General features: G+C 67.1%; 21 protein-coding genes. 10 read left to right on the top strand and 11 right to left on the bottom strand.

Annotated features, from left to right (window positions below; translation table 11 throughout):
- Positions 1-7: 7 nt before the first annotated feature.
- The 6 genes from E0H73_RS22370 to E0H73_RS22345 form a co-directional block, all read right to left on the bottom strand.
- Positions 8-808 carry a DeoR/GlpR family DNA-binding transcription regulator gene (locus E0H73_RS22370; protein ID WP_131359674.1) on the bottom strand — a complete coding sequence of 267 codons (801 nt, stop codon included), beginning with the start codon at positions 806-808 and terminating at the stop codon, positions 8-10.
- Entirely contained in the window at positions 805-1,422 is a 618-nt protein-coding gene (locus E0H73_RS22365; RefSeq protein WP_131359672.1) for a histidine phosphatase family protein, read from the bottom strand. Before E0H73_RS22365 ends, E0H73_RS22370 begins: the two co-directional genes overlap by 4 nt.
- Positions 1,419-2,792 (bottom strand): FGGY-family carbohydrate kinase, encoded by a 1,374-nt coding sequence (locus E0H73_RS22360; RefSeq protein WP_131359670.1) that lies wholly within the window; start codon positions 2,790-2,792, stop codon positions 1,419-1,421. The genes E0H73_RS22365 and E0H73_RS22360 overlap by 4 nt, the downstream gene beginning before the upstream one ends.
- 184 nt (positions 2,793-2,976) lie before the next feature.
- Positions 2,977-3,210 carry a hypothetical protein gene (locus E0H73_RS46620; RefSeq protein WP_202867510.1) on the bottom strand — a complete coding sequence of 78 codons (234 nt, stop codon included), beginning with the start codon at positions 3,208-3,210 and terminating at the stop codon, positions 2,977-2,979.
- 260 nt (positions 3,211-3,470) lie between these two features.
- A complete protein-coding gene (locus tag E0H73_RS22350; RefSeq protein ID WP_131359668.1) occupies positions 3,471-4,106 on the bottom strand; it encodes an excalibur calcium-binding domain-containing protein in 636 nt (211 codons plus the stop codon).
- Positions 4,107-4,333: 227 nt separating this feature from the next.
- On the bottom strand, positions 4,334-4,576 hold the full coding sequence (locus tag E0H73_RS22345) for a hypothetical protein (protein ID WP_131359666.1): 243 nt from the start codon (positions 4,574-4,576) through the stop codon (positions 4,334-4,336).
- A 127-nt stretch (positions 4,577-4,703) separates the two neighbouring features.
- Here E0H73_RS22345 and E0H73_RS22340 point away from each other — a divergent pair, with 127 nt between their 5' ends.
- Positions 4,704-6,131, top strand: coding sequence for a family 43 glycosylhydrolase (locus tag E0H73_RS22340; RefSeq protein WP_131359664.1), 1,428 nt, complete (start codon positions 4,704-4,706; stop codon positions 6,129-6,131).
- A 30-nt stretch (positions 6,132-6,161) separates the two neighbouring features.
- On the opposite strand, the gene E0H73_RS22335 is transcribed toward E0H73_RS22340, so the two are convergent.
- Complete coding sequence (locus E0H73_RS22335) at positions 6,162-6,653, bottom strand: DinB family protein (protein WP_337590327.1); 492 nt, start codon at positions 6,651-6,653, stop codon at positions 6,162-6,164.
- Between the two features lie 76 nt (positions 6,654-6,729).
- Between E0H73_RS22335 and E0H73_RS22330 the strand changes: the two genes are divergently transcribed.
- Positions 6,730-7,377: an alpha/beta hydrolase gene (locus E0H73_RS22330; protein ID WP_131359662.1), complete on the top strand. Its 648-nt coding sequence runs from the start codon at positions 6,730-6,732 to the stop codon at positions 7,375-7,377.
- Between the two features lie 4 nt (positions 7,378-7,381).
- Here E0H73_RS22330 and E0H73_RS47985 read toward each other — a convergent pair whose 3' ends face one another.
- Positions 7,382-7,504: a hypothetical protein gene (locus tag E0H73_RS47985; RefSeq protein ID WP_272949144.1), complete on the bottom strand. Its 123-nt coding sequence runs from the start codon at positions 7,502-7,504 to the stop codon at positions 7,382-7,384.
- 127 nt (positions 7,505-7,631) lie between these two features.
- Between E0H73_RS47985 and E0H73_RS22325 the strand changes: the two genes are divergently transcribed.
- From E0H73_RS22325 to E0H73_RS22290, 8 genes are all read left to right on the top strand, one after another.
- Complete coding sequence (locus E0H73_RS22325; RefSeq protein WP_202867509.1) at positions 7,632-8,654, top strand: phosphotransferase enzyme family protein; 1,023 nt, start codon at positions 7,632-7,634, stop codon at positions 8,652-8,654.
- Positions 8,655-8,679: 25 nt separating this feature from the next.
- Positions 8,680-9,537, top strand: a complete 858-nt coding sequence (locus tag E0H73_RS22320) for a YwqG family protein (RefSeq protein ID WP_131359660.1) — start codon at positions 8,680-8,682, stop codon at positions 9,535-9,537.
- A 75-nt stretch (positions 9,538-9,612) separates the two neighbouring features.
- Positions 9,613-9,975: an NADAR family protein gene (locus E0H73_RS48420; RefSeq protein WP_420323431.1), complete on the top strand. Its 363-nt coding sequence runs from the start codon at positions 9,613-9,615 to the stop codon at positions 9,973-9,975.
- 23 nt (positions 9,976-9,998) lie between these two features.
- A complete protein-coding gene (locus E0H73_RS22310; protein WP_131359658.1) occupies positions 9,999-10,325 on the top strand; it encodes a YciI family protein in 327 nt (108 codons plus the stop codon).
- Positions 10,322-11,485 carry an RNA polymerase sigma factor gene (locus E0H73_RS22305; RefSeq protein WP_238164168.1) on the top strand — a complete coding sequence of 388 codons (1,164 nt, stop codon included), beginning with the start codon at positions 10,322-10,324 and terminating at the stop codon, positions 11,483-11,485. Before E0H73_RS22310 ends, E0H73_RS22305 begins: the two co-directional genes overlap by 4 nt.
- A 42-nt stretch (positions 11,486-11,527) precedes the next feature.
- On the top strand, positions 11,528-12,091 hold the full coding sequence (locus E0H73_RS22300; RefSeq protein ID WP_131359656.1) for a YceI family protein: 564 nt from the start codon (positions 11,528-11,530) through the stop codon (positions 12,089-12,091).
- Positions 12,088-12,543, top strand: coding sequence for an ester cyclase (locus tag E0H73_RS22295; protein ID WP_238164167.1), 456 nt, complete (start codon positions 12,088-12,090; stop codon positions 12,541-12,543). The genes E0H73_RS22300 and E0H73_RS22295 overlap by 4 nt, the downstream gene beginning before the upstream one ends.
- 283 nt (positions 12,544-12,826) lie before the next feature.
- Positions 12,827-13,585: a GNAT family N-acetyltransferase gene (locus tag E0H73_RS22290; protein WP_165555778.1), complete on the top strand. Its 759-nt coding sequence runs from the start codon at positions 12,827-12,829 to the stop codon at positions 13,583-13,585.
- Here the strand turns inward: E0H73_RS22290 and E0H73_RS22285 are convergent.
- The 3 genes from E0H73_RS22285 to E0H73_RS22275 form a co-directional block, all read right to left on the bottom strand.
- Positions 13,494-14,087 (bottom strand): PIN domain-containing protein, encoded by a 594-nt coding sequence (locus E0H73_RS22285; protein WP_202867507.1) that lies wholly within the window; start codon positions 14,085-14,087, stop codon positions 13,494-13,496. The genes E0H73_RS22290 and E0H73_RS22285 overlap by 92 nt on opposite strands.
- Position 14,088: 1 nt before the next feature.
- The gene (locus tag E0H73_RS22280) at positions 14,089-14,547 is read right to left on the bottom strand and encodes a helix-turn-helix domain-containing protein (protein ID WP_131359652.1); all 459 of its coding nucleotides are present in this window, start codon (positions 14,545-14,547) and stop codon (positions 14,089-14,091) included.
- 251 nt (positions 14,548-14,798) lie between these two features.
- On the bottom strand, positions 14,799-18,611 hold the full coding sequence (locus tag E0H73_RS22275) for a hypothetical protein (protein WP_131359650.1): 3,813 nt from the start codon (positions 18,609-18,611) through the stop codon (positions 14,799-14,801).
- Position 18,612: the final 1 nt, after the last annotated feature.

Here is an 18,612-nt window from a genome sequence, read left to right as displayed (position 1 = left end):
TCCCCTCCTAGAGCTTGGCGACCTCCACGGTCGCTCCGTTGTCGCGTAGTGGCTTGATCAAATCCTCTGGGGTCTTCTCGTCGACGACTACGACGTCGAAGTCGGTGAGTGGGGCGAGGCGGTGCAGGGCGGTGCGCTGGAGCTTGCCGTGGTCGACCAGCAGGACCTTGGTCTTGGCCGATCGCAGCATCGCTCGCTTCACCAGGACGATCTCCTCCTCCTGGTGGAACGCGTGTGTCGCCGACACCGCCGACACCGAGCAGAACAGCAGGTCGGTGTGCAGCGCCTCGACCGCCTCCGCGCACGGCATCCCGCCGAACGAGTCGTGGGTCGCGGAGTACAGGCCGCCGAGTGCAAGCAGGGTGATGTCGCGCAACTCGGTCAGCTTGCTGATCGCGGGCAGGAAGTTCGTTGCCACGGTCAACGGAGTGATGTCCTCGAACAGGTCGACCAGGGCCAGCGCGCTGGTCGAGTCGTCGAGCATCACCGACATCCCGGGCTCGATCATCGCGCGGGCGTGCCGGGCCAGCGCGGCCTTCTCGGCGGTCGCGGTGTTCAGCCGGTACGCGACGTTGCTCTCGAAGACACTGGTCGGCTGCGCGCTGACGCCGCCGCGGTACTTGCGCACGACGCCCTGCCGCTCGAGCTCGTCCAGGTCGCGGTGCACCGTCATCACGCTCACCCCGAACGCCTCGACCAGGTCGTTGGCCGAGACCGAGCCGTGCTTCACGACGTACGCCGCGATCTCGGCCTGCCGGCGGGCGGGACGACTCAGTTCGGTGGTGTCACCGTCGACATCGGATGTCATGCCAGGGTCTCCATTCGGACAGCGGGAACGTTGTACGCCTCGAGACCCACTGTGCCGTCCTGCCAGCGGAAACGCACCAGCGCCGCGGGACCGAGCGCAGGTAGCAGTCTGCGGTACTCGCTCAACGGCAGTCCGAGCACCCGGCACACCAGCAGCCGGATGAGCGTGTTGTGCGCCAGCACCAGCACCCTGCCGCCTTCGTGCTGCTTACCGATCTGATGGAAGACCTCGTGCACCCGGTCGGCCGCCTCGGCCGGATCCTCACCACCCGGGAAGTGATCCTTGACCGGGTCCAGCTCGAACGCCTTGGCGACGACGGGCGGAAGTTCGCTCAGCATCTTGCCCTCGGCGGAACCGAAGTCGACCTCGCGCAGCCGCGCGTCCACGGTCGGCTCGAGGCCGAGGGCCTCGGCGAGCGGCGCGATCGTCTGCCGGGCGCGCAGCATCGGAGACGACCACAGCGCGTCCGGTGCGTAGCCCTCCGCCCACTCCTTGAGCAGCCGCGCCTGCTGTATGCCGACCTCGTCGATCGGAAGGTCCGTCGACCCGGTGTAGCGGTTGCCGTGGTGCCATTCGGTCCGGCCGTGCCGGGCCAGGACGATCGTGGTCCTCATCCGCGGTACCCCCGCCAGTCCAGCTCGGCGACGAATTCGCCGTACAACTTGTCGAGCGGTTGCGGTCGCGGCTCGAGGACGCGCTCGACCCGGACCATCCGGCCGGCGGTTTCGGTCAGCGAGCCGCCGGCCGAGGCCGCCAGCACCGCCATCCCGTACGCCGGGTCCGGGGCCGCCGGGAGTTCGACGGGCACGCCGAGGACGTCGGCGCGAAGCTGGTTCCAGTAGCCGCTGCGGATGGCGCCGCCGGTGAGAGAGACGGAACGGACGGGGTCGGCACCGAGGCCGACCAGGTGCTCGAAGGCGAGTCGTTCGATGAAGGCCACGCCCTGGAGGACGGCGGCGTACGTCCGCAGCTTGCCGGAGGCGTCGCCGAGGGTGAACCGCTCGGCCTGCGGTGCGACGAACGGGAACCGCTCACCGGTCTTGGTCAGCGGGTAGATGACCGCATCGATCGGCCCTAGCTCACGAGCGGCCCGGTCGAAGGCGTCGAGATCTTCGCCGGGCAGCAACTCGGTCAGTACGCCGGCGCCGGTGCTCGATGCGCCACCGGGGAGCCAGCCGCCGTCCGGATGGCGGTGGCTGTAGACCGCGCCGGTGGGGTCGCCGAGGAGGTCTTTGCTGACGCCCTTGAGGACGAGCGTCGTACCAAGGACTGAGTTCCAGGCGCCGGGGGCGAGGGCACCGGCGGCGATCTGGGCAGCGCAGCCGTCAGTCATACCGGCATACACGGGAACGCCCGCCGGAGTGCGGCCGAGTTCGGAGCCCGGAAGGACGACCTCGGGGAAGGCGGAGAGGGGCAGGCCGAGTTTGTCGAAGGCTGCGGTCGGCCAGGTGTCGGCGACGAGGTCGTAGCCGGTCTTGAGGGCATGGCTCGTGTCGGTGGCGACCGGGTGACCGACCAGGTGGGCTGCGACGAAGTCGGCGCTGTGGACGATGTGATGGTCGGCGAGGTCGTAACCGTCAGCGACCAGCGAGAGGATCTTCGGGAGCGCCCACGTGGGCTGCATCGAGGTCGACCAGCGCTCCGGGTCGGCGTCCAGGATCTGGACGCGACGGTCGGCCGCGCGGGCGTCGTCGTACATCAGAGCGGGCGTCACCGGGCGGCCGGAACGGTCGGTCAGGAGGACTGTGCCGGAGGTGGAACAGATTGCGATGCCGGCCAACTGGGCCGCATGCGGAGCGACTTCGGCGATGCTGGAGTCGACCGCGTCGAGCCAGCTCTGCGGGTCCTGCTCGTGCCGGACACCGTCGCGATGGCTGGTCAGTGGCCGGGCCGCGCGGGCCAGGACAGTACCGTCGGAGTCGGCCAGTACTGCGCGCACGCTCTGCGTGCCGAGGTCGACGCCGATCCAGGCCGGTCCTGCCACGTGCCGCCTCCCGAACTGAGTGTTATCTACGCTGATAACATAACATCAGAAGACGATAAGAGAACGCCAGCCCTCCGTCCGATCCTGGCCACATCTCACGCGGAACGCACCGCGGCTCCCGCATCTGGGAAGCATGCGGGAGCCGTTCCTCCAGCCGGCTGCAGGAGGTCGCTTGAGCGAGCTGTCAGGAGTGCATCAGGACGAGGGCCGGGTCGGCGGTGGCCAGCTCGAGGCGGCCGGCGTCGATGGCTCCGTAGGCGCCGATCGGGCCGCGGGACGGACGGCCGCTGCGGTTGAGCCAGAAACCCCAGCCGGCCGGCGCGTCCGGCCACTCCGGGTCCGGCTCCCAGCCCGGCGGCGGACGCCAGGTGTCACTCGGCGGCTCAGGCCACTCAGGTGGTGGATTGAATCGGTGCACGGGCGGTCCTTCCCAGTTCCCCAGCGCGGTGGACCCCAGCGATCCCTTGCTCACAAACTGTCTGACTGATCAACGACCTGGCGCGCCGGTGGTTACGACTAAGTTTTCGTAAAGTTTTCGGCGCACAGTCACCCATGAGATCACCCGCTGCGGAGCGCAGGCAACCATCCGCTCACCAGCCGGACTGCACGTGCATCAGCACCCGCGATCGTTGCCTTGTCCACAGCCACCCCCGGTTATCCACAGGCAACGCGGCGTGATCACTCGCACGCGACGCCGTCGTGATCGCGGTCGAGATGCGACGCATAGCCAGGATCCCCGGTGTACAAGGGCGCTTTGCCCGCGGCCCGGACCGCCGAGCAGTTCGCGTAGTACACGTCGGCGGGTGGTGCTGTGGTCCTCTTCGGCTTGGCGGTCTGGGTCGACCGCACCAACGGCGCCGGAGCACTGACTGTTGCCTTCGGCGCCTTCGCCGTCACGGTCGTCGCCGGCAGCGGCGGCAGCGTGACCGTTGCCGTCGGCCCGGGAACGGTCTGCTGCACGGTGACAGTCGCCGTCGCGGTCGGCCCTGCCACAGGCGCCGTCACGGTCGCCGTCACGGTGGTGCGGGGCACCGTCGGAGCGGCACTCGACGAAGCGCCGTTGCTTCCGCCGATCGCGGCCAGGATGACGAGGAACGCGACCCCACCGGCCACCCACCCCGCGACCAGTTTCACCGGCGGCTCGGCGCCGTACCGGCCGTTCGGACCACGGGAGCGCAGCCCGCGCGCGTTCAGCCAGAAACTCCATCCCGGCGGTGCGGGCGGCCAGGCCGGGTCCGGCTGCCAGCCGGGTGGTGGTTGCCAGTCCGGTGCCGGTGGTGCCGGCCAACCCGGCGGTGAATTGAATGTTGACATGGTGAGTTCCCCCCTCGGGGGTTACATCCAGTCACGGTGACGGAGTGTTACAGGTAGGCGAGTCGGTCGCGTGTTACAGGTCGGCGAGGCGGTCGATCCGATGGCCGCGATCTGCTTCCAGGACTGGCGATCGACGAACGTGACGTACTTGTAGGCGCGGAACGCGGCGTAGACGTGGGCCCGGCCAGAGATGCGGCCGAGTAGTTGCCGAGCCTTGACCTCATGCCCTAGGCGGCTGCGGTTCGGGACTGGGTCTCACTGATCCGGCGCGGGTGCGTGCCCGCGGCAACTGCTTGGTCGAGGACCGCGAGCTGGGTGCACGCGGCCGTGATCGCCTCCGCCTGGGTGCGGCAGCCGTCGGCGAACCAGAACGGGTCGTCCGGCTGCCGGTCGTCGGCGTCGTCGATGTCGGCGTACCAGCAGTCGCGCCCCTGACATCGGTAGTGCACGACCCGAACCTTCAGCTTCATGCCGGGTACGACGCCTGCTCCGGTCGGCCGGTTCCGGTGGGTGGGATTCGATCCTGGTGGGAAGGGTTTACAACGTTGGTAGAGGCGGCCTACAACTACCGACAGGTCCACTTGGAAGAGGTGTGACATGAGGTTCCTCCGCCCCGTCCTCTGCACCATGCTCGCCGTCCTGCTGACCGGCAGCCTGGCCACCACCGCTCCAGCCGCCGAACGACAGGAGAGCCTGGTGGCGTCACAGAACTTCCGGAATCCGGTGAACCCGTCGGCGGATCCGTCGCTGATGTTCTACAACGGCAAGTACTACGTCGCGACCACGCGCGGCGACCGGATCGGAATCTGGTCGTCGCCGAGCCTGGCGACGCTGCTCGTCCAGCCGGAGCAGGTGGTGTGGCGGGACTCCGACACCAGCCGCAACACGCAGATGTGGGCGCCGGCGTTCCGGCATGTCGGCGGGCGCTGGTACATCTACTACACGGCGTCCGACGGGGTCGACGCGAACCACCGGATGTATGTGCTCGAGTCCACCGGTGATGATCCGCTCGGGCCCTACAACTTCAAGGCGAAGATCGCGGACTTCGGCGAGTACGCGATCGACGGCGAGCCGATCACGGTGAACGGGCAGCAGTACTTCGTCTGGACCGGGCCTGGTCGCGGTCAGGGTGGGCCGGCACAGCTCTACATCGTCCGGATGAGCAACCCGTGGACGTCCACCGGCGCGCGAGTGGCGATCCCGGCCGACGGCGGGTGCAGCGAGGTGCGGGAGGGACCGACTCCGCTGTACGGCGCCTCGCGGATCTTCCTCACGTACTCGACTTGCGATACCGGGAAGCCGGACTACCAGCTGTGGATGAAGAGCATCGCGAACGGCGCAGACCCGATGGTCGCGTCGAACTGGGTGCAGCACGCGGGGCCGATCTTCTCCCGGAACGACGAGACCGGAGTTTGGGGTCCGGGTCATCATTCGTTCTTCAAGTCGCCGGACGGGACGCAGGACTGGATCGCGTACCACGGGAAGAACACCAGCACCTACACGTATTCCTTCCGGACCACGCGCGTACAGAAGATCGGTTGGAACGCCGATGGGACGCCGAACCTTGGGCGGCCGCTGGCTGCTGGTGCTACTCAGACGTTGCCGTCGGGTGATCCGGGGTCGTCGAATTACTGGATCAATGACTTCGACACCGGGACTGGGCTCAATCAGGTTGAGTACGCCGGTGCGTGGAACTCTGGGTCTGGGTGTGGCAACCAATGCTTCTGGGGCAACGACCACTGGAGCGGCCAACGGGACGCATCCGCCACCATCCGCTTCACCGGCACCAAGGCTGCCCTCCTGAGCGTCGTCGACACCGGCAACGGAATCGCCGCGATCTCCGTCGATGGAGGACCGGAACAACGGATCGACTACTACAGCTCGATCCGCGTCGGCGAACAACTCATCTACACCACCCCAACCCTCCCCGCCGGCCCCCACACCCTGAAGGTCCGAGTCACCGGCGACAAGAACCCAGCCTCCGGCAGCACAATCATCAGCCTCGACCGCATCGAGGTGTACTGAGCACACGCCGCGACGCGCTTCACCCACCTGTTAGTAGCCGGTGGTGCCGTCGGTTAGTTCTCGGAGGGCGTCTAGGTGGCCCAGGTGGCGGGCGGTTTCTTCGAGGAGGTGGGTGATGATCCACCGGAGTGACACGACATCCAGGCCTTCGGGTGCCCACGCCTCCAGCTCGTCGAGGTCGTGGGCGGCGACGATCTCGCGGGATCGGGCGCACTGCTTGTCGTACTCGTCCAGCAGTTCGTCGAGTGAGGCGTCGGGCGGTTGCGGTAGCTCGAAAGGATCTTTGGCAGCCAACTCACGCGCGCCCAGGAAGCTGGCCTCGAACCATCCCTGCTCAACGTTGCGCAGGTGCGCGATCAGCGTCTTCACGGTCATCCGCGGCGACGACGGCAGCAGGACGAGTTGAGCCTGCTCGTCGGTCAGGCCCTCGCACTTCAGCCGGACCGTGGCACGCTGCACATCCAGCCACCCAGTGAGCATCGTGCGTTCGTCAGCATCAGCAGGCGGGCGTCGGCGAGTCACCGGACGATCGTAGCCACGCTGTGGTCTCCCAAACGATTAGGTTGGCTGAGAGCCGCTACCAACGAGGAGGCGCACGATGCCGGAAGAGCTCGTCACCGAGACGTTCGCGTACGACGGTGGCCGGCAGGCCACGGCGTACGTCCCATCCCAAACGCCCCAGGCGATCGTGTACGCCGGCGACGGTCAACTGATCTCGCAGTGGGGCGCGTTCCTCAACGAGGCAGCCGACGTACCGCCGACGATGATCGTCGCCGCACACCGCCTGGATGACGAGATGGAGCGGCTCTACGAGTACTCACCGGGTTTCGACGCGCGACGCTTCGGCGCGCACGAGAAGTTCTTCGTCGAGGACCTCCGCGACTGGGCGAAGTCACGCTTCGACGTCGCCCTGCCTGCCGAACGTACGGCGGTCTTCGGAGTCTCGGCCAGTGGCGAACTGGCACTCGCCATCGGACTTCGCCATCCCGACATCTACGGCGCGATCTTCAGCGCGTCGCCCGGCGGCGGCTACAAGCCGCCCGGCGACATGCAGTCCTCACTGCCGCGCACGTACCTCGTCGCCGGCACAGAAGAGCCGTTCTTCCAGGAGAACGCGGCCCGCTGGGCGGACGCCCTGCGCGATGCAAAGGCCGACGTCGTCATGACCGAGCGGGCCGGAGGGCACGGCGACCCGTTCTGGCGGGACGAATTCCCGCTGATGGCCGCCTGGGCGTTCGGACACTGAAGCCTTAACACTCCAGCCGCGTCAACGCGTCCTGGAGGAATGCGTCGATCCGGGAGTCGGCGCTCGCAGCACTAAGTCCGCCGTACGACCGCGGTGTTCGATGCTCGCCGCCACGGACCTTGGTCATCGTGGAGAGCTTGTACGTCGACAATCCTGGCGCCCGAGCCGACCGCTGCGGCCGCCCAGTCCAGCATGCGTATGTCACTTTCTCTCATGCCGCAGCCTACCGGCGGCCGCGTGAGAGAGTGGTGCGCATGCGCGAGCCGTCGGCAGTCACGGATGAGCGAATGGTGGCCGACGCGTTGGTCGTTGCCTATGGCATCCAGCCGGCCGAGATCACCAAGATCGCCGCGGGGACGGCGACGTTGAACTTCCACGTCACCGATGACGAGGGTGATCAGTGGTTCGCCAAGGTCTATCGCGACCGCACAGTCCTGCAGCACGAACTGGCCGCGGTGGAGCTGGCCGAGTTCGCCCGAGCCGGAGGCGTGCCGGTGCCGGGCGTACGTCGTACTCGTGCAGGAAAGCTGATCGACGACGCCGGGCCGATGTCCCTCTGGGAGTACGTCGCCGATGCCGAGACCGCTGAAGGCGGACTCACCGGCGACCGGTGGCAGGCCGTCGGAGCCGTACTCGGCCGGCTGCACCGCCGCCTCGCCGATCACCCTGCGGCCGCGCCGAAGATGCGCCCTGCGTCCGGGCTGAAGGACGCGGACCGGACTCGCGCTCGGTTCGACTGGCTGATCACGGAGTACAGCCGACGCGAAACACTCAGCTCGTTCGAGGCATGGGCGTTGGATGCCGCCAAACAACGGCGGGGACTACTACACAAGGTCGACGCGATCCTGGCACGCCTTCCCAAACTCACCGAGCAGATCGTCCACGGCGACCTGGCCTCGCCGAACCTGCTGCTGCGCGGCGACACCGTAGCCGCCGTGATCGACTTCATGCCGCCGACCCCGCGCTATGTCTCCTGGGAAATCGCCCGCATCGGCTGCGACCCCAGAACCATCCTCCTGGGCGACCAATGGATCACCGGCCTCCCCGACCTCCTCGCCGCCTACCAAGACGAACACCCCGCCGCCCACCCAGACGACCTCACCTCCACAATCGCCATCGGCTGCGCCTACACCCTCGCCTCCACCTACCCCCTGGCCGAACCCCTGACCGACCCAACCGCAGTAACCCCCTCCCTGAAGTCCTACGCCGAGGCCCGCCACCAAACAGCCCTGACCCTCCTCTCCCACCTCGACCTCCTCCACGACGAACTCGGCTAGCCCGAGGATGTGAGAAGTTGCCGCCGTGACGACTACGAACTGGACGCACCCACCTACTACGCCGGATGAGTTCGTGCAGCGGCTGCGGCAACTCGGCCTCTCGGAGTACACCGACAGACTGCTTGCCATGTGTCGGCACAGCGTCCGGCTCCTTCCCGACCAGACGGATGGCAGACGCACCCAACTCGGTGGGAAGCCCGAGCTTCCCGAAGAGACGCCGTGGCCGGTCACCGATGGGCGACCGCTCAGCTTCATCGCACAGGTCGACTGCTCTGAGCTGCCGACGCTGGACGACGGGCCGCTTCCGGCATCCGGCCTGTTGTCCTTCTTCTATGACGGCGTCGAACAGGCAGCCTGGGGCTTCGACCCGACCGACGCCGACCACTGGCGCGTGATCTACACACCTCCCACCACACCGTCCGCGATCCGCGACTTCCCACCCGACCTGGAGCCCACGGGTCGCTACGAAGCCACCACCCTTCGACCCGAGATCGAGTGGACGATCCCGCCCTGGGAGTCCTTCGCCGTCGAGGAACTTGGCATCGGGCGCGCGGCGGACGGGTACGCCGACGTGTTCGGCGACAGCGATTCTTTGATCCACCGGCTCCTCGGCCACCCTGAGCCGGTGCAGGGCGACATGCAGCACGAGTGCCAGCTGGCCAGCAACGGCATCTACTGCGGAGATTCGACGTACACAGAATCTGCACGCGCGCAAAAGCTCCTACCGGCCTCCTCGGAGTGGCGGCTGCTGCTGCAGGTCGATTCCGCCGAGGACCTCGGGATGATGTGGGGCGACGTCGGGCGGCTCTATTACTGGATCAGGGATCAGGACCTTCGCGACCGCGAGTGGGACAAGGTTTGGCTGGTCCTGCAGTGCAGCTGAAACCTAGTGGTCACCTCAGCTGAAAACTGCGACGCTGGTTCGGTGGTCAGCAGTCGTGAGGAGCTCCAGCACCTGATGGGGACGGGACAGCGGGTTAAGTTTCTGTTCTTCTGGGGGCAGCGGGACGGCAGCGTTGGGGCTGGGTGTTTGAGTCAGTGGTGGCCTGCTCGGTTCGGTGTTGACGGGGTCAGTTACGCGAGCGCGGAGCACTACATGATGGCTGAGAAGGCTCGGCTGTTCGGATGCCGAGACGCTGGCGAAGATCCTGGCGGCGCCGAGCCCGGGGGCCGCGAAGGCGCTGGGGCGGAAGATCCGGGGGTTCGATCCCGCGGCGTGGCGTGGGCTCAACCTCCTCGGGTTCGCTCTCATGCAGGCCCGTTCCGAACTCGTGTACTAGGGCGTGTCCCATTTCTGGGCGTTCGTTCGTCAGGGGGGTGACAGACGACTGCCTGGAGGTTGTGATGCAGTACGCCCTGATTGTCTACAACGAGGCTGAGTACGACGCGGCGCCGCCGGACGAGGTGCACGCGGAGTACTCCGAATTGGCCCATGACTCCCGCTTCCTCGACATGGCACAACTGGCGCCGGCCGCGACGGCGACGAATGTGCGGGTGGCCGGTGGGCGGACGCTCACGACCGACGGCCCGTTCGCGGACACCAAGGAGGTGCTCGGCGGATTCTGCGTGATCGAGGCGGCCAATCTGGACGATGCGATCGAGCTCGCGTCCCGGATCCCCGCCGCCCGACTCGGCGGCGGTGTAGAGATCCGGCCGGTGGTACGCCGTTGAGCACGCTCGAGGACGTGTTCCGCGAGCAGTGGAGCCGCGTGCTGGCGTCGTTGGTCGGGTTCCTCGGTGACTTCGACAAGGCCGAGGAGGCCGTCCAGGAGGCGTTCGTCATCGCGGCGCGCCGCTGGCCGACGGAAGGTACGCCGTCCAGTCCCGCAGCCTGGCTGACGACCACGGCACGCAATCGCGCGATCGACCGGATCCGCCGGGAACGCACCCTGGCCGAGAAGATCCACCTGCTACCCGTACCCGAGGCCGTCATGGACGAGTTCGACGACACCGTGATCAAGGACGAACGCCTCGAGCTGATCTTCACCTGCTGCCACCCGGCCCTGCCTCTCGAAGGCCAGGTCGCGCTCACGTTGCGTGCCCTCGGCGGCCTGCAAACCGCCGACATCGCCCGGGCGTTCCTGGTCTCCGAGGAGACCATGAAGCGGCGCCTGACCCGAGCGAAGAACAAGATCACGGCGACCGGCATCCCGTTCGCGGTCCCCGCCGCACACCTGCTGCCGGACCGCCTCGACGCCGTGCTGGCCGTCATCTACCTGATCTACAACGAGGGCTACAGCGGCCGCGTCGACCTGGGCGCCGAAGCCATCAGCCTGGGGCAGGTGCTGACCGCGCTGATGCCGGATGAGCCCGAGGTTCACGGGCTGCTCGCGCTGATGATGATCCACCACGCCAGGCGCCGAGCCCGCTTCTCCGGCGAGGATCTCGTACTGCTCGACGATCAGGACCGCTCGCTCTGGGACAAGCGCCAACTCGCGGCGGGACGCGCCGTACTCGATCGAGCGATCGCGTTGGGCGGCCGCGGTGCGTACGTCGTCCAGGCCGCGATCGCATCCCTCCAGACGCGGGAACAGATCGACTGGCCCCAGGTCGCCGGCCTGTATCGGCGCCTGGTCGAACTCACCGGCTCCTTGGTAGTCGAGCTCAACTACGCCGTTGCGGTGGCTCAGGCCGGCCACCCGGCTGCGGCGCTGCGCACTGTCGACCGTCTTGAGCTGGACGGTTACCTCTACTTCCACTCGACCCGGGGCGAGTTGCTTCGGCGTCTCCACCGCGACGCAGAGGCCAAAGCGTCGTACCGGCGAGCGCTCGACCTGGCCACGACGACACCGGAACGACGGTTCCTGGCGCGGCAGCTCGAACAACTCTGATCCGGGCTGTCCCCAGGGCGATCGTCTGTTCGTCACCTGGGTATGAGCGACCAACTTTCTGCACACGAACTCATCCCGGGCTATCTGCCCGGCACCTGGACAGCCGACCCGGCACATTCCGAGATCGCCTTCTCCGCCCGCCACCTGATGGTCACCAAGGTCCGCGGCCGGTTCACGGCGTACGACGTCACGATCGTCACCGGCGAGGATCCGCGGGACTCGTCGGTCACCGCGACGATCGACCTGGCGTCTCTGGAGACCGGGTACGAACCGCGGGACAACCACCTTCGGACCGCGGACTACCTCGAGGTCGAGAAGTACCCGACGATGACGTACCGCTCCACCGGCATCCGTACGTCCGGCGACTGGATCATCGACGGCGAACTGACGGTGCACGGCGTGACCCGTCCCGTGCCGCTCGCCGTGGAAGTGAACGGCTTCACCGCGGATCCGTTCGGCGGACAGCGGGCCGGCTTCTCGGCGACCGCGCAGATCAACCGGCGCGACTTCGGCATGACCAACACCATCCCGATGGACGGCGGCGGTGTCGTGGTCGGCGACAAGGTGTCGATCACCCTCGAGATCCAGGCAGTCCTGCAGAAATGACCATCCAGGAGAACTCCATGTCAGCAACCACGGAAACAACCAAGGCCATCTTCGCCCGGCTGCACGAAGCGATGAACAGCGCCGATCCCGACTTCGTCGCCAAGACCATCGACGAACTCTTCGACCCGGATGTCGAACTCGGCACTCCCCTGCCGATCGACACCACCGGCGTCGAGGCCGTGAAGAAGGTCTGGTCCCTGCTCCTGCACGCATTCCCCGACCTCGACGTTCACGTCGAGGACGTGATCGCAGAAGGCGACAAACTCGTCTGCCGCAATACCGTCACCGGAACTCACGAGGGCGAATTCATGGGCATCGCACCGACCGGGAAACGCATCTCCTACAAGGAAATCATGATCTTCCGCGTCGCATCCGGCCGAATCAACAAGACCTGGGGCGTGGTGGACACTCTCTCCCAGCTCCGCCAACTAGGCGCCATTCCCACCCCCTAGCCGGCACGCCCGCAAGCCGCGGCCGGCTGCCCGGCTTGCGGGCCACACTCTTCATCCAGCCGGGCCGCCGGGCTGTCGCTGACGCGTCGGGCTCAGATTCCCCCCAAAGACTCCCACCGGCACATGCCGGGGGCGACCGAGTTCCCGCCCCGGGGCCGCTCAGCTAGTGTCCCGAATCATGTGTGCTGCTGTGGATCCTGTTGGGGGCGACGACCTCTGTGCGGTTGGGGACCGTAATGTCGAGACCGCGGTCGAGCACTTCGGTCGGTACGGCGATGGAGCCGTGGCGACTCGACGCGCGGGCACTCTGCTGGTGGCATCCAGGACCGACTTCGCGGGGGCGTTCCACAACACGGCGTTGCGAGTGAGTCCCGACACCGCTCCCGGCCAAGTCCTCGACGAAGCCCGTGCGTTCGGGGCGGCGCATGATCGCGACATCGTGCTGTGGGTCGCCACCCATCGAGACCAGGACCTGGCCAAGGAGGCCCGTGCCAGCGGGTTCGAACTCCGGTCCACCGCACCAGGCATGGCCCTACGCACACCGCCACCGGCGCCCGCCGTACCCGCCGACGTCGAGTTGATCCGGGTGACCGATTGCGCCGACTCCGAAGCCTTCGCCGCAGTACACCGCGACGTATTCGCCAACGCCGGCCGACCCGCCGAAGCGGTCGACCACTTCGCTTCCCCAGATGCATTGCTGGCCCCAAACGTGACCGCCGTACTCGCGCGAGTGAACGGCACACCCGCGTCCTGCGCAATGCTCATCCGCACCGGACCCACCGCAGGCATCTACTGGGTAGCCACCACCCCCACCACCCGCAACCGAGGCCTAGGCACCCTCGTCACCACCGCTGTAGCTCGCCTGGCCTTCGACCACGGCGCCGAAACCGTCATACTCCAAGCCACCGAACTAGGCGCCCCCGTCTACCACCGAATAGGCTTCACCAACTTCACCACCTACGACCGCTTCCTCCTCCCCCGCCCGGTCCGGTCAGCGTCGCAGCGCCGCGACGCTGCTGAGGAGACCGACGTGCTCCAGTGAACAGAGCACGTCCTCCACGGTTTCTGGAGGTCTCTGCCGGGGCGTCCGCCATTCGCTGCACCTGTGCGTAGACCGTCGACCGGTTCAGGTCGATGAGGTCCAGTACGAAGTCGTCAGCACTCTTCGCCTCGACGTTCCAGGAGGCCAACGCCGGCTCCGGAAAGTCTTTGGTGTTGTCCGTGACAATCAGTTGGGCGTGAGCCTTGATCGCTGCGGCGAGAACGTGCCTGTCGTCGGCGTCTGGCAGGTCGACGATCTCGATGAGCGGCTCGTAGTTCATGACCAGCACATCGCGGATCGCCTTGTTCATCAGTTCCCGCGTGCGGTCCAGCTTGACCGGATCCAGGTCGGGCCGGTTCAGCTTGAGGTTGCGGAAGGTCTCGTCGAGGATCCGATCCGTCCACTTCGCCTGGACGAGACCAGCCTGCGCGACGCGGATCAGCAGGTCGCGCAGACTGCCGGGATAGAGGACGTTGGCGTCGTAGATGACGATGAACCCCACGTCAGTACAGACCCATCTCCCGGTTGAGCTCGGTGAGCTCGTCGGCGGCTTCGCGGCGGTCCTGGTCGTCGTTGCGTTTGTAGTTCAGGAGAGAGTCGGCGCGCACTCGGCGGTGCTTTCCCACCCTGCGGTACTCGATCAGTCCGGAGTCCAGGAGACCGATGAGGAAGGGTCTGGAGACGTTCAGCAGGTTGGCGGCTTGCTGGGTCGTCAGCTCGGCATGGGCGGGGACGACCGAGACCGCCTGGCCGGCAGCCATGTGGGCCAGCACCCGCGCCAACAGTTCCATCGCGCTCCTCGGCACCGACAAGGTGTCATCGGGATCGCCGCCGACGGCCACACGGATGTCGCGCTCCTCCGCATGATCGGCCAGGTAGCGCTTGACCCGCCGCATGGCGATGTCTGCGGTCCGTACCTCAGCGGCGTCCGGTCGGGCGGTAGCAAGCTCTGCGGAATTCATGACCACTCCTCCTGTGGACCGCCGGCACTCATCAACGATCAACAAATGCAGTATCCGCAATAAACGCAACAAACGCAACAGCTGTCTGGGCCCCGCGCCCATCACGTACTACGACATGCAGGCGACCTCACGGTCCGCGGAGGCACTCAGGTGAAGCGGGGCGGCAGCACGCACCAACACGACGAGCATGCGACCGCACAGTTCCTGGAGTACTCCGGGAGAGCGGGCAGCAGCATGCGTGGGTGATGGGACTAGGTGGTCTTGAGGGTTATTGGGCCTTGGAGGCCGGAGGTTTCTTGGTTGGGGAAGATGAAGTGGGTGGGGCTGGTGGCGTTGAGGTGGGGGGCGAGGGTGTTGAAGACTTCGATGGTGAGGGTGTGGGGGCCGGCGGGGGTGGCGGGGAGGTTGTAGGTGTAGGGGGCGCAGAAGCGGGTGCCTGCGGAGACGCCGTCCAGGAAGACCTCGGCGGTGCCGCGGACGCGGCCTAGGTCGAGTTGGAGATCGCGGGCTTCGGGGATGTGCAGTTCGCGGGTGTAGCGGACGCCGCCGGAGTACTCCGACAGGCCCTGGTCCTCCCAGTTGCCGAGTGACATGCGGCCGGGGCCTACGTGGGCTCGGATGGGACCGGCGAGAGCAGCGCCGGCTTCGAAGCCGGGTTGCGTGAGGACGGTGAGCCAGCCGACCCGAGAGCCGGCAGGTACGGCGACGTCCAGGTGGCCGGTGATGGTGGGGACGGCGAGGTCCGGGTAGGCGGTGGCGGTGGGGACGAAGGCGGGTGGGTTTGTGGTGGTGGCTAGTTCGGTGCCGTCGACTGTTAGGACTGCTTCGCCTAGTACGTCTAGTTCGAGGTGGGTTGTGCCTGGGGGGAGGTTGAAGCGTAGGTGTTCGATGCGCTCGGGGGCGGACCTCGGTACGGCAAAGGTTACGGGGACGACCGTGGACGACTCGAGAGTGGTCGTGGGGGTGCCGTCTAGCCAGGAGGCGGCGGGTAGGGGGTGGGGGCGGCGGGTTAGGTAGAGGTCGGCTAGGGCTCGGTGTTGTGGGCGGCGGCGGATGGTTGGTACGACGGCGTCCGCGATCTCGGCGTTCCAGTCGTGGTCGCTGATGGCTAGGCCGTCGACGAGGATCGGGGTTGGCTGGGTGACCTCGACGGCGATCGTGTTGGCACCTGGGTGGAGCGCCGATGAAGCGTCGTACCGGCGGACTCGAGGGGTCGTGCGTTCGTACGGCATGAACCCGCCCTGCCGGCCGACCTCCGCACCGTTGACGAGGAGTTTCGCCGAGCCCCATGCGGTCAGGGTGAGTTCGGAGCAGTCGCCCGGTACGACGGTTGTGGTGTAGCGGATCGCAGTCCCAGGTTCGGGCGGCTCGGCGACCGCGATCCAGTCGGGACGACGGTATGACGTGAGCTCGCTGACGAAGGCGATGTTCGCGCGGAGATGGAGATCCACCTCGGGAGTCAGCCGGAGTTCCAGGTGATGTTGACCGGCGGCGAGGCTGACGGCGCCCGACGCGAAATGACCGCCGAAATCGTCGATCGGCACAGGGTTGCCGTCGATCAGGAGTTCCTTGGCCGCGGCGGCGCCGACGACGACAGCGGTCTCGAGGGCGTCCACCGTGAACGCGGCGGCGAACGTGACGGTGTCGCCGGCAGTCACGGTGCCGAAGTCGAGGAAGTCCTCAGGGACGTGACCCTTCGGGCCGAGGGCGTGATGATGAATCGGGTCCTTGTGGATGCCGAGCTTCTCGGAGTACTCGATCGGCCGGCCGTCGATCAAACCGTGCGGCCCGAACGTCGCGTGCGCCGGGCGCCAGTCGTCGGAGTCGGAGCCCTCGACACGGTGCTCGAGTGCCCATCGCTCAACCACGGAGCCTGACGACGGCGAGGCCGGCCAGGCGAAGTCGCCCCACTGGTTGTCGAGCGTCGGGATCAGCGTCACGTCCCAATCGCCGGCCAGGGTCTCAACCTCCCGCACCAACGGAGCGTCGAGAGCCGCCACAGGGTTGCCCGAGGCAAACACCAGCAGGGCCGCGGGACCGGCGTCGAATGGAACGGCGACCTCGGTCAAGTCACCGACGGTCTTATAGGCAAGGGCTCGAGGCTCACCACCAAACGGATCCACAAGCAGCGGCGGCCCCGGTACGTCGCGGACCTGTACGACGACCTCCCGGCGATAGCGCCCAGGATCGAACGTGTAGCCGACACTCGCCCATTCATGACTGATTCCGCGCCCCACCGGCGGTCCCGCGATCTCCGTCGCACTCCACTCGGTAGGCGTGATGAACACGACCAAAGCGTCGTCCACTTCCCGCGCGAGCACCGGCACGTCAGCCTCGACCCGTCGCTGCAGCCTCCCAAGCTCCCCGGGGACCTCGGCGGCCGTGGCAACGAGTACGACGCCCTCCGGCAGGCCAGACGGAACGGTGCCGACAGCAACCACCAACCCACCCGCCAACACGAACTCGGACAATCGCTCACTCACCGCGTCCTCCGACACAGTTGCTGCAGGCAACACCACGGCCGAATAGCACTCGCTCGCGACAAGCAACCGTGGGCCTTCCCCAACCTCGGCCCCAGCTAGCGAATCATCGTCGATCACGTCGGCGTCGATCCGCGCCCGATCGAGCACACCTGGCACGGGAGCGAACCAGGTCGCGTCGCCGATCAGCTCACGATAGGTCTCCTGCGCACGCACAGCAGCCGGCCCAGGCCCGCTCAACGAGGTATCGGATTGAGCTGTCACAGTCGGGAAGAGGACTGCCACATCACACACATGCCGCCCCAGCGACAACGCCGCGCACAACCGCGTCACCGCATCAGCAAACGACCTGTGATGACGCCAGTACGGCTGCCGCCAATCCGTTGCCGGTGGCGCCCATTCCCACCAGCCGGCGCGGGTCGTGTAGTAGACGGCGTGCGGGTTGTAAAGCGTCGCCCCGGTCCGCAACCACGGCAGCAACCAGTCGAACGTCTCCTCCAGCGTTCCACCCCACCCGGTGGAGTGGAACGCCTCGATCCACGTCCGCGGCCGGTCGTACAGATGCGCCAACGACGAGTGGATCCGCGCGTCCCCATGATGATCGGACCCGGGCGCACTGAACCACCGATGCGTCCGCGCATAGTCGGCGTACAACTCCACGCCCTCAACCGGACGCCCGGCCCGCGCCGGATCCTGCTGGTCGCACCCGACGATCAGCCCGTGCTTCTCGTGCCACTCGTGCAGCGGCCGGAAGAACGCCTCTTCCGCGAGCAAAGACCGCAATGCGTGATAGTCCCGCCGGACCCGAGCACCATCCGGTACGTCGAGATCCCACAACGCAGCCAGATGGTCGCGAAGGTCGTACCCGTACCGCGCGACGAACTGTTCGGCGAAATCAGCGGACCAGGTCGGCACGGACGGCAGTTCGTCCTGGAACGAACCGACAACCACCTGGCCGAGGCGATCCCCCAACCGTCGTTCGAATTCCCCGTGCACCTGGTCCAGCAGCGCGGCACACGCGGAAGGACTGAGGTAGTCGAACCCGTGGTCCGTCTCGTAGAACAAGGACAGGCGTGACTCCGACGAAGCGTCACATTCGGCAACGCCATCAACGACCGGCACAGGCTCCGAGCCGAGCACAGCCGCCAGAACGCGGCCCCCGGCAGGGCAACGCAGCACCAACCGTCCAGTGCCAGTCACGGTCAGGCGCTGCAGACGGCGACCCGCAAAGGCAGGCTGCCGAGCCACCAACCGTGCCTGAATGTCCGCACCGGAGAACCCCAGCTGGTCGTAGAACCACAACGACACACCCAGCGACTCAGCGTCGTCGCAGACGCCGAGGAAGATCTCCCACCACCGCTCGGAGAAGAAGGGCGGGTCGTCGGCGTCGCAGCCGTGGTCGGTCCCGGCCGGCGCCAGGTTCATGACGACGAGCTGGTACACGCCACCTTCGACGAACCGCTCCAGCTGCCAGCGCAACCGCGCCGGGTCGAGCGGTTCACCGCTCCACCACCACAGGGGCGCAGGTGAGAAGGCCCTGGGCGGATCGGTGAGGACCGACGCCAGGCGCTCGGGGAGAGCCACA

Source organism: Kribbella pittospori (genome assembly GCF_004331465.1).
Lineage (GTDB): Bacteria > Actinomycetota > Actinomycetes > Propionibacteriales > Kribbellaceae > Kribbella > Kribbella pittospori.
The sequence above is the reverse complement of the archived record's forward strand: the minus strand, read 5'-3'. Positions and strand labels throughout refer to the sequence as shown.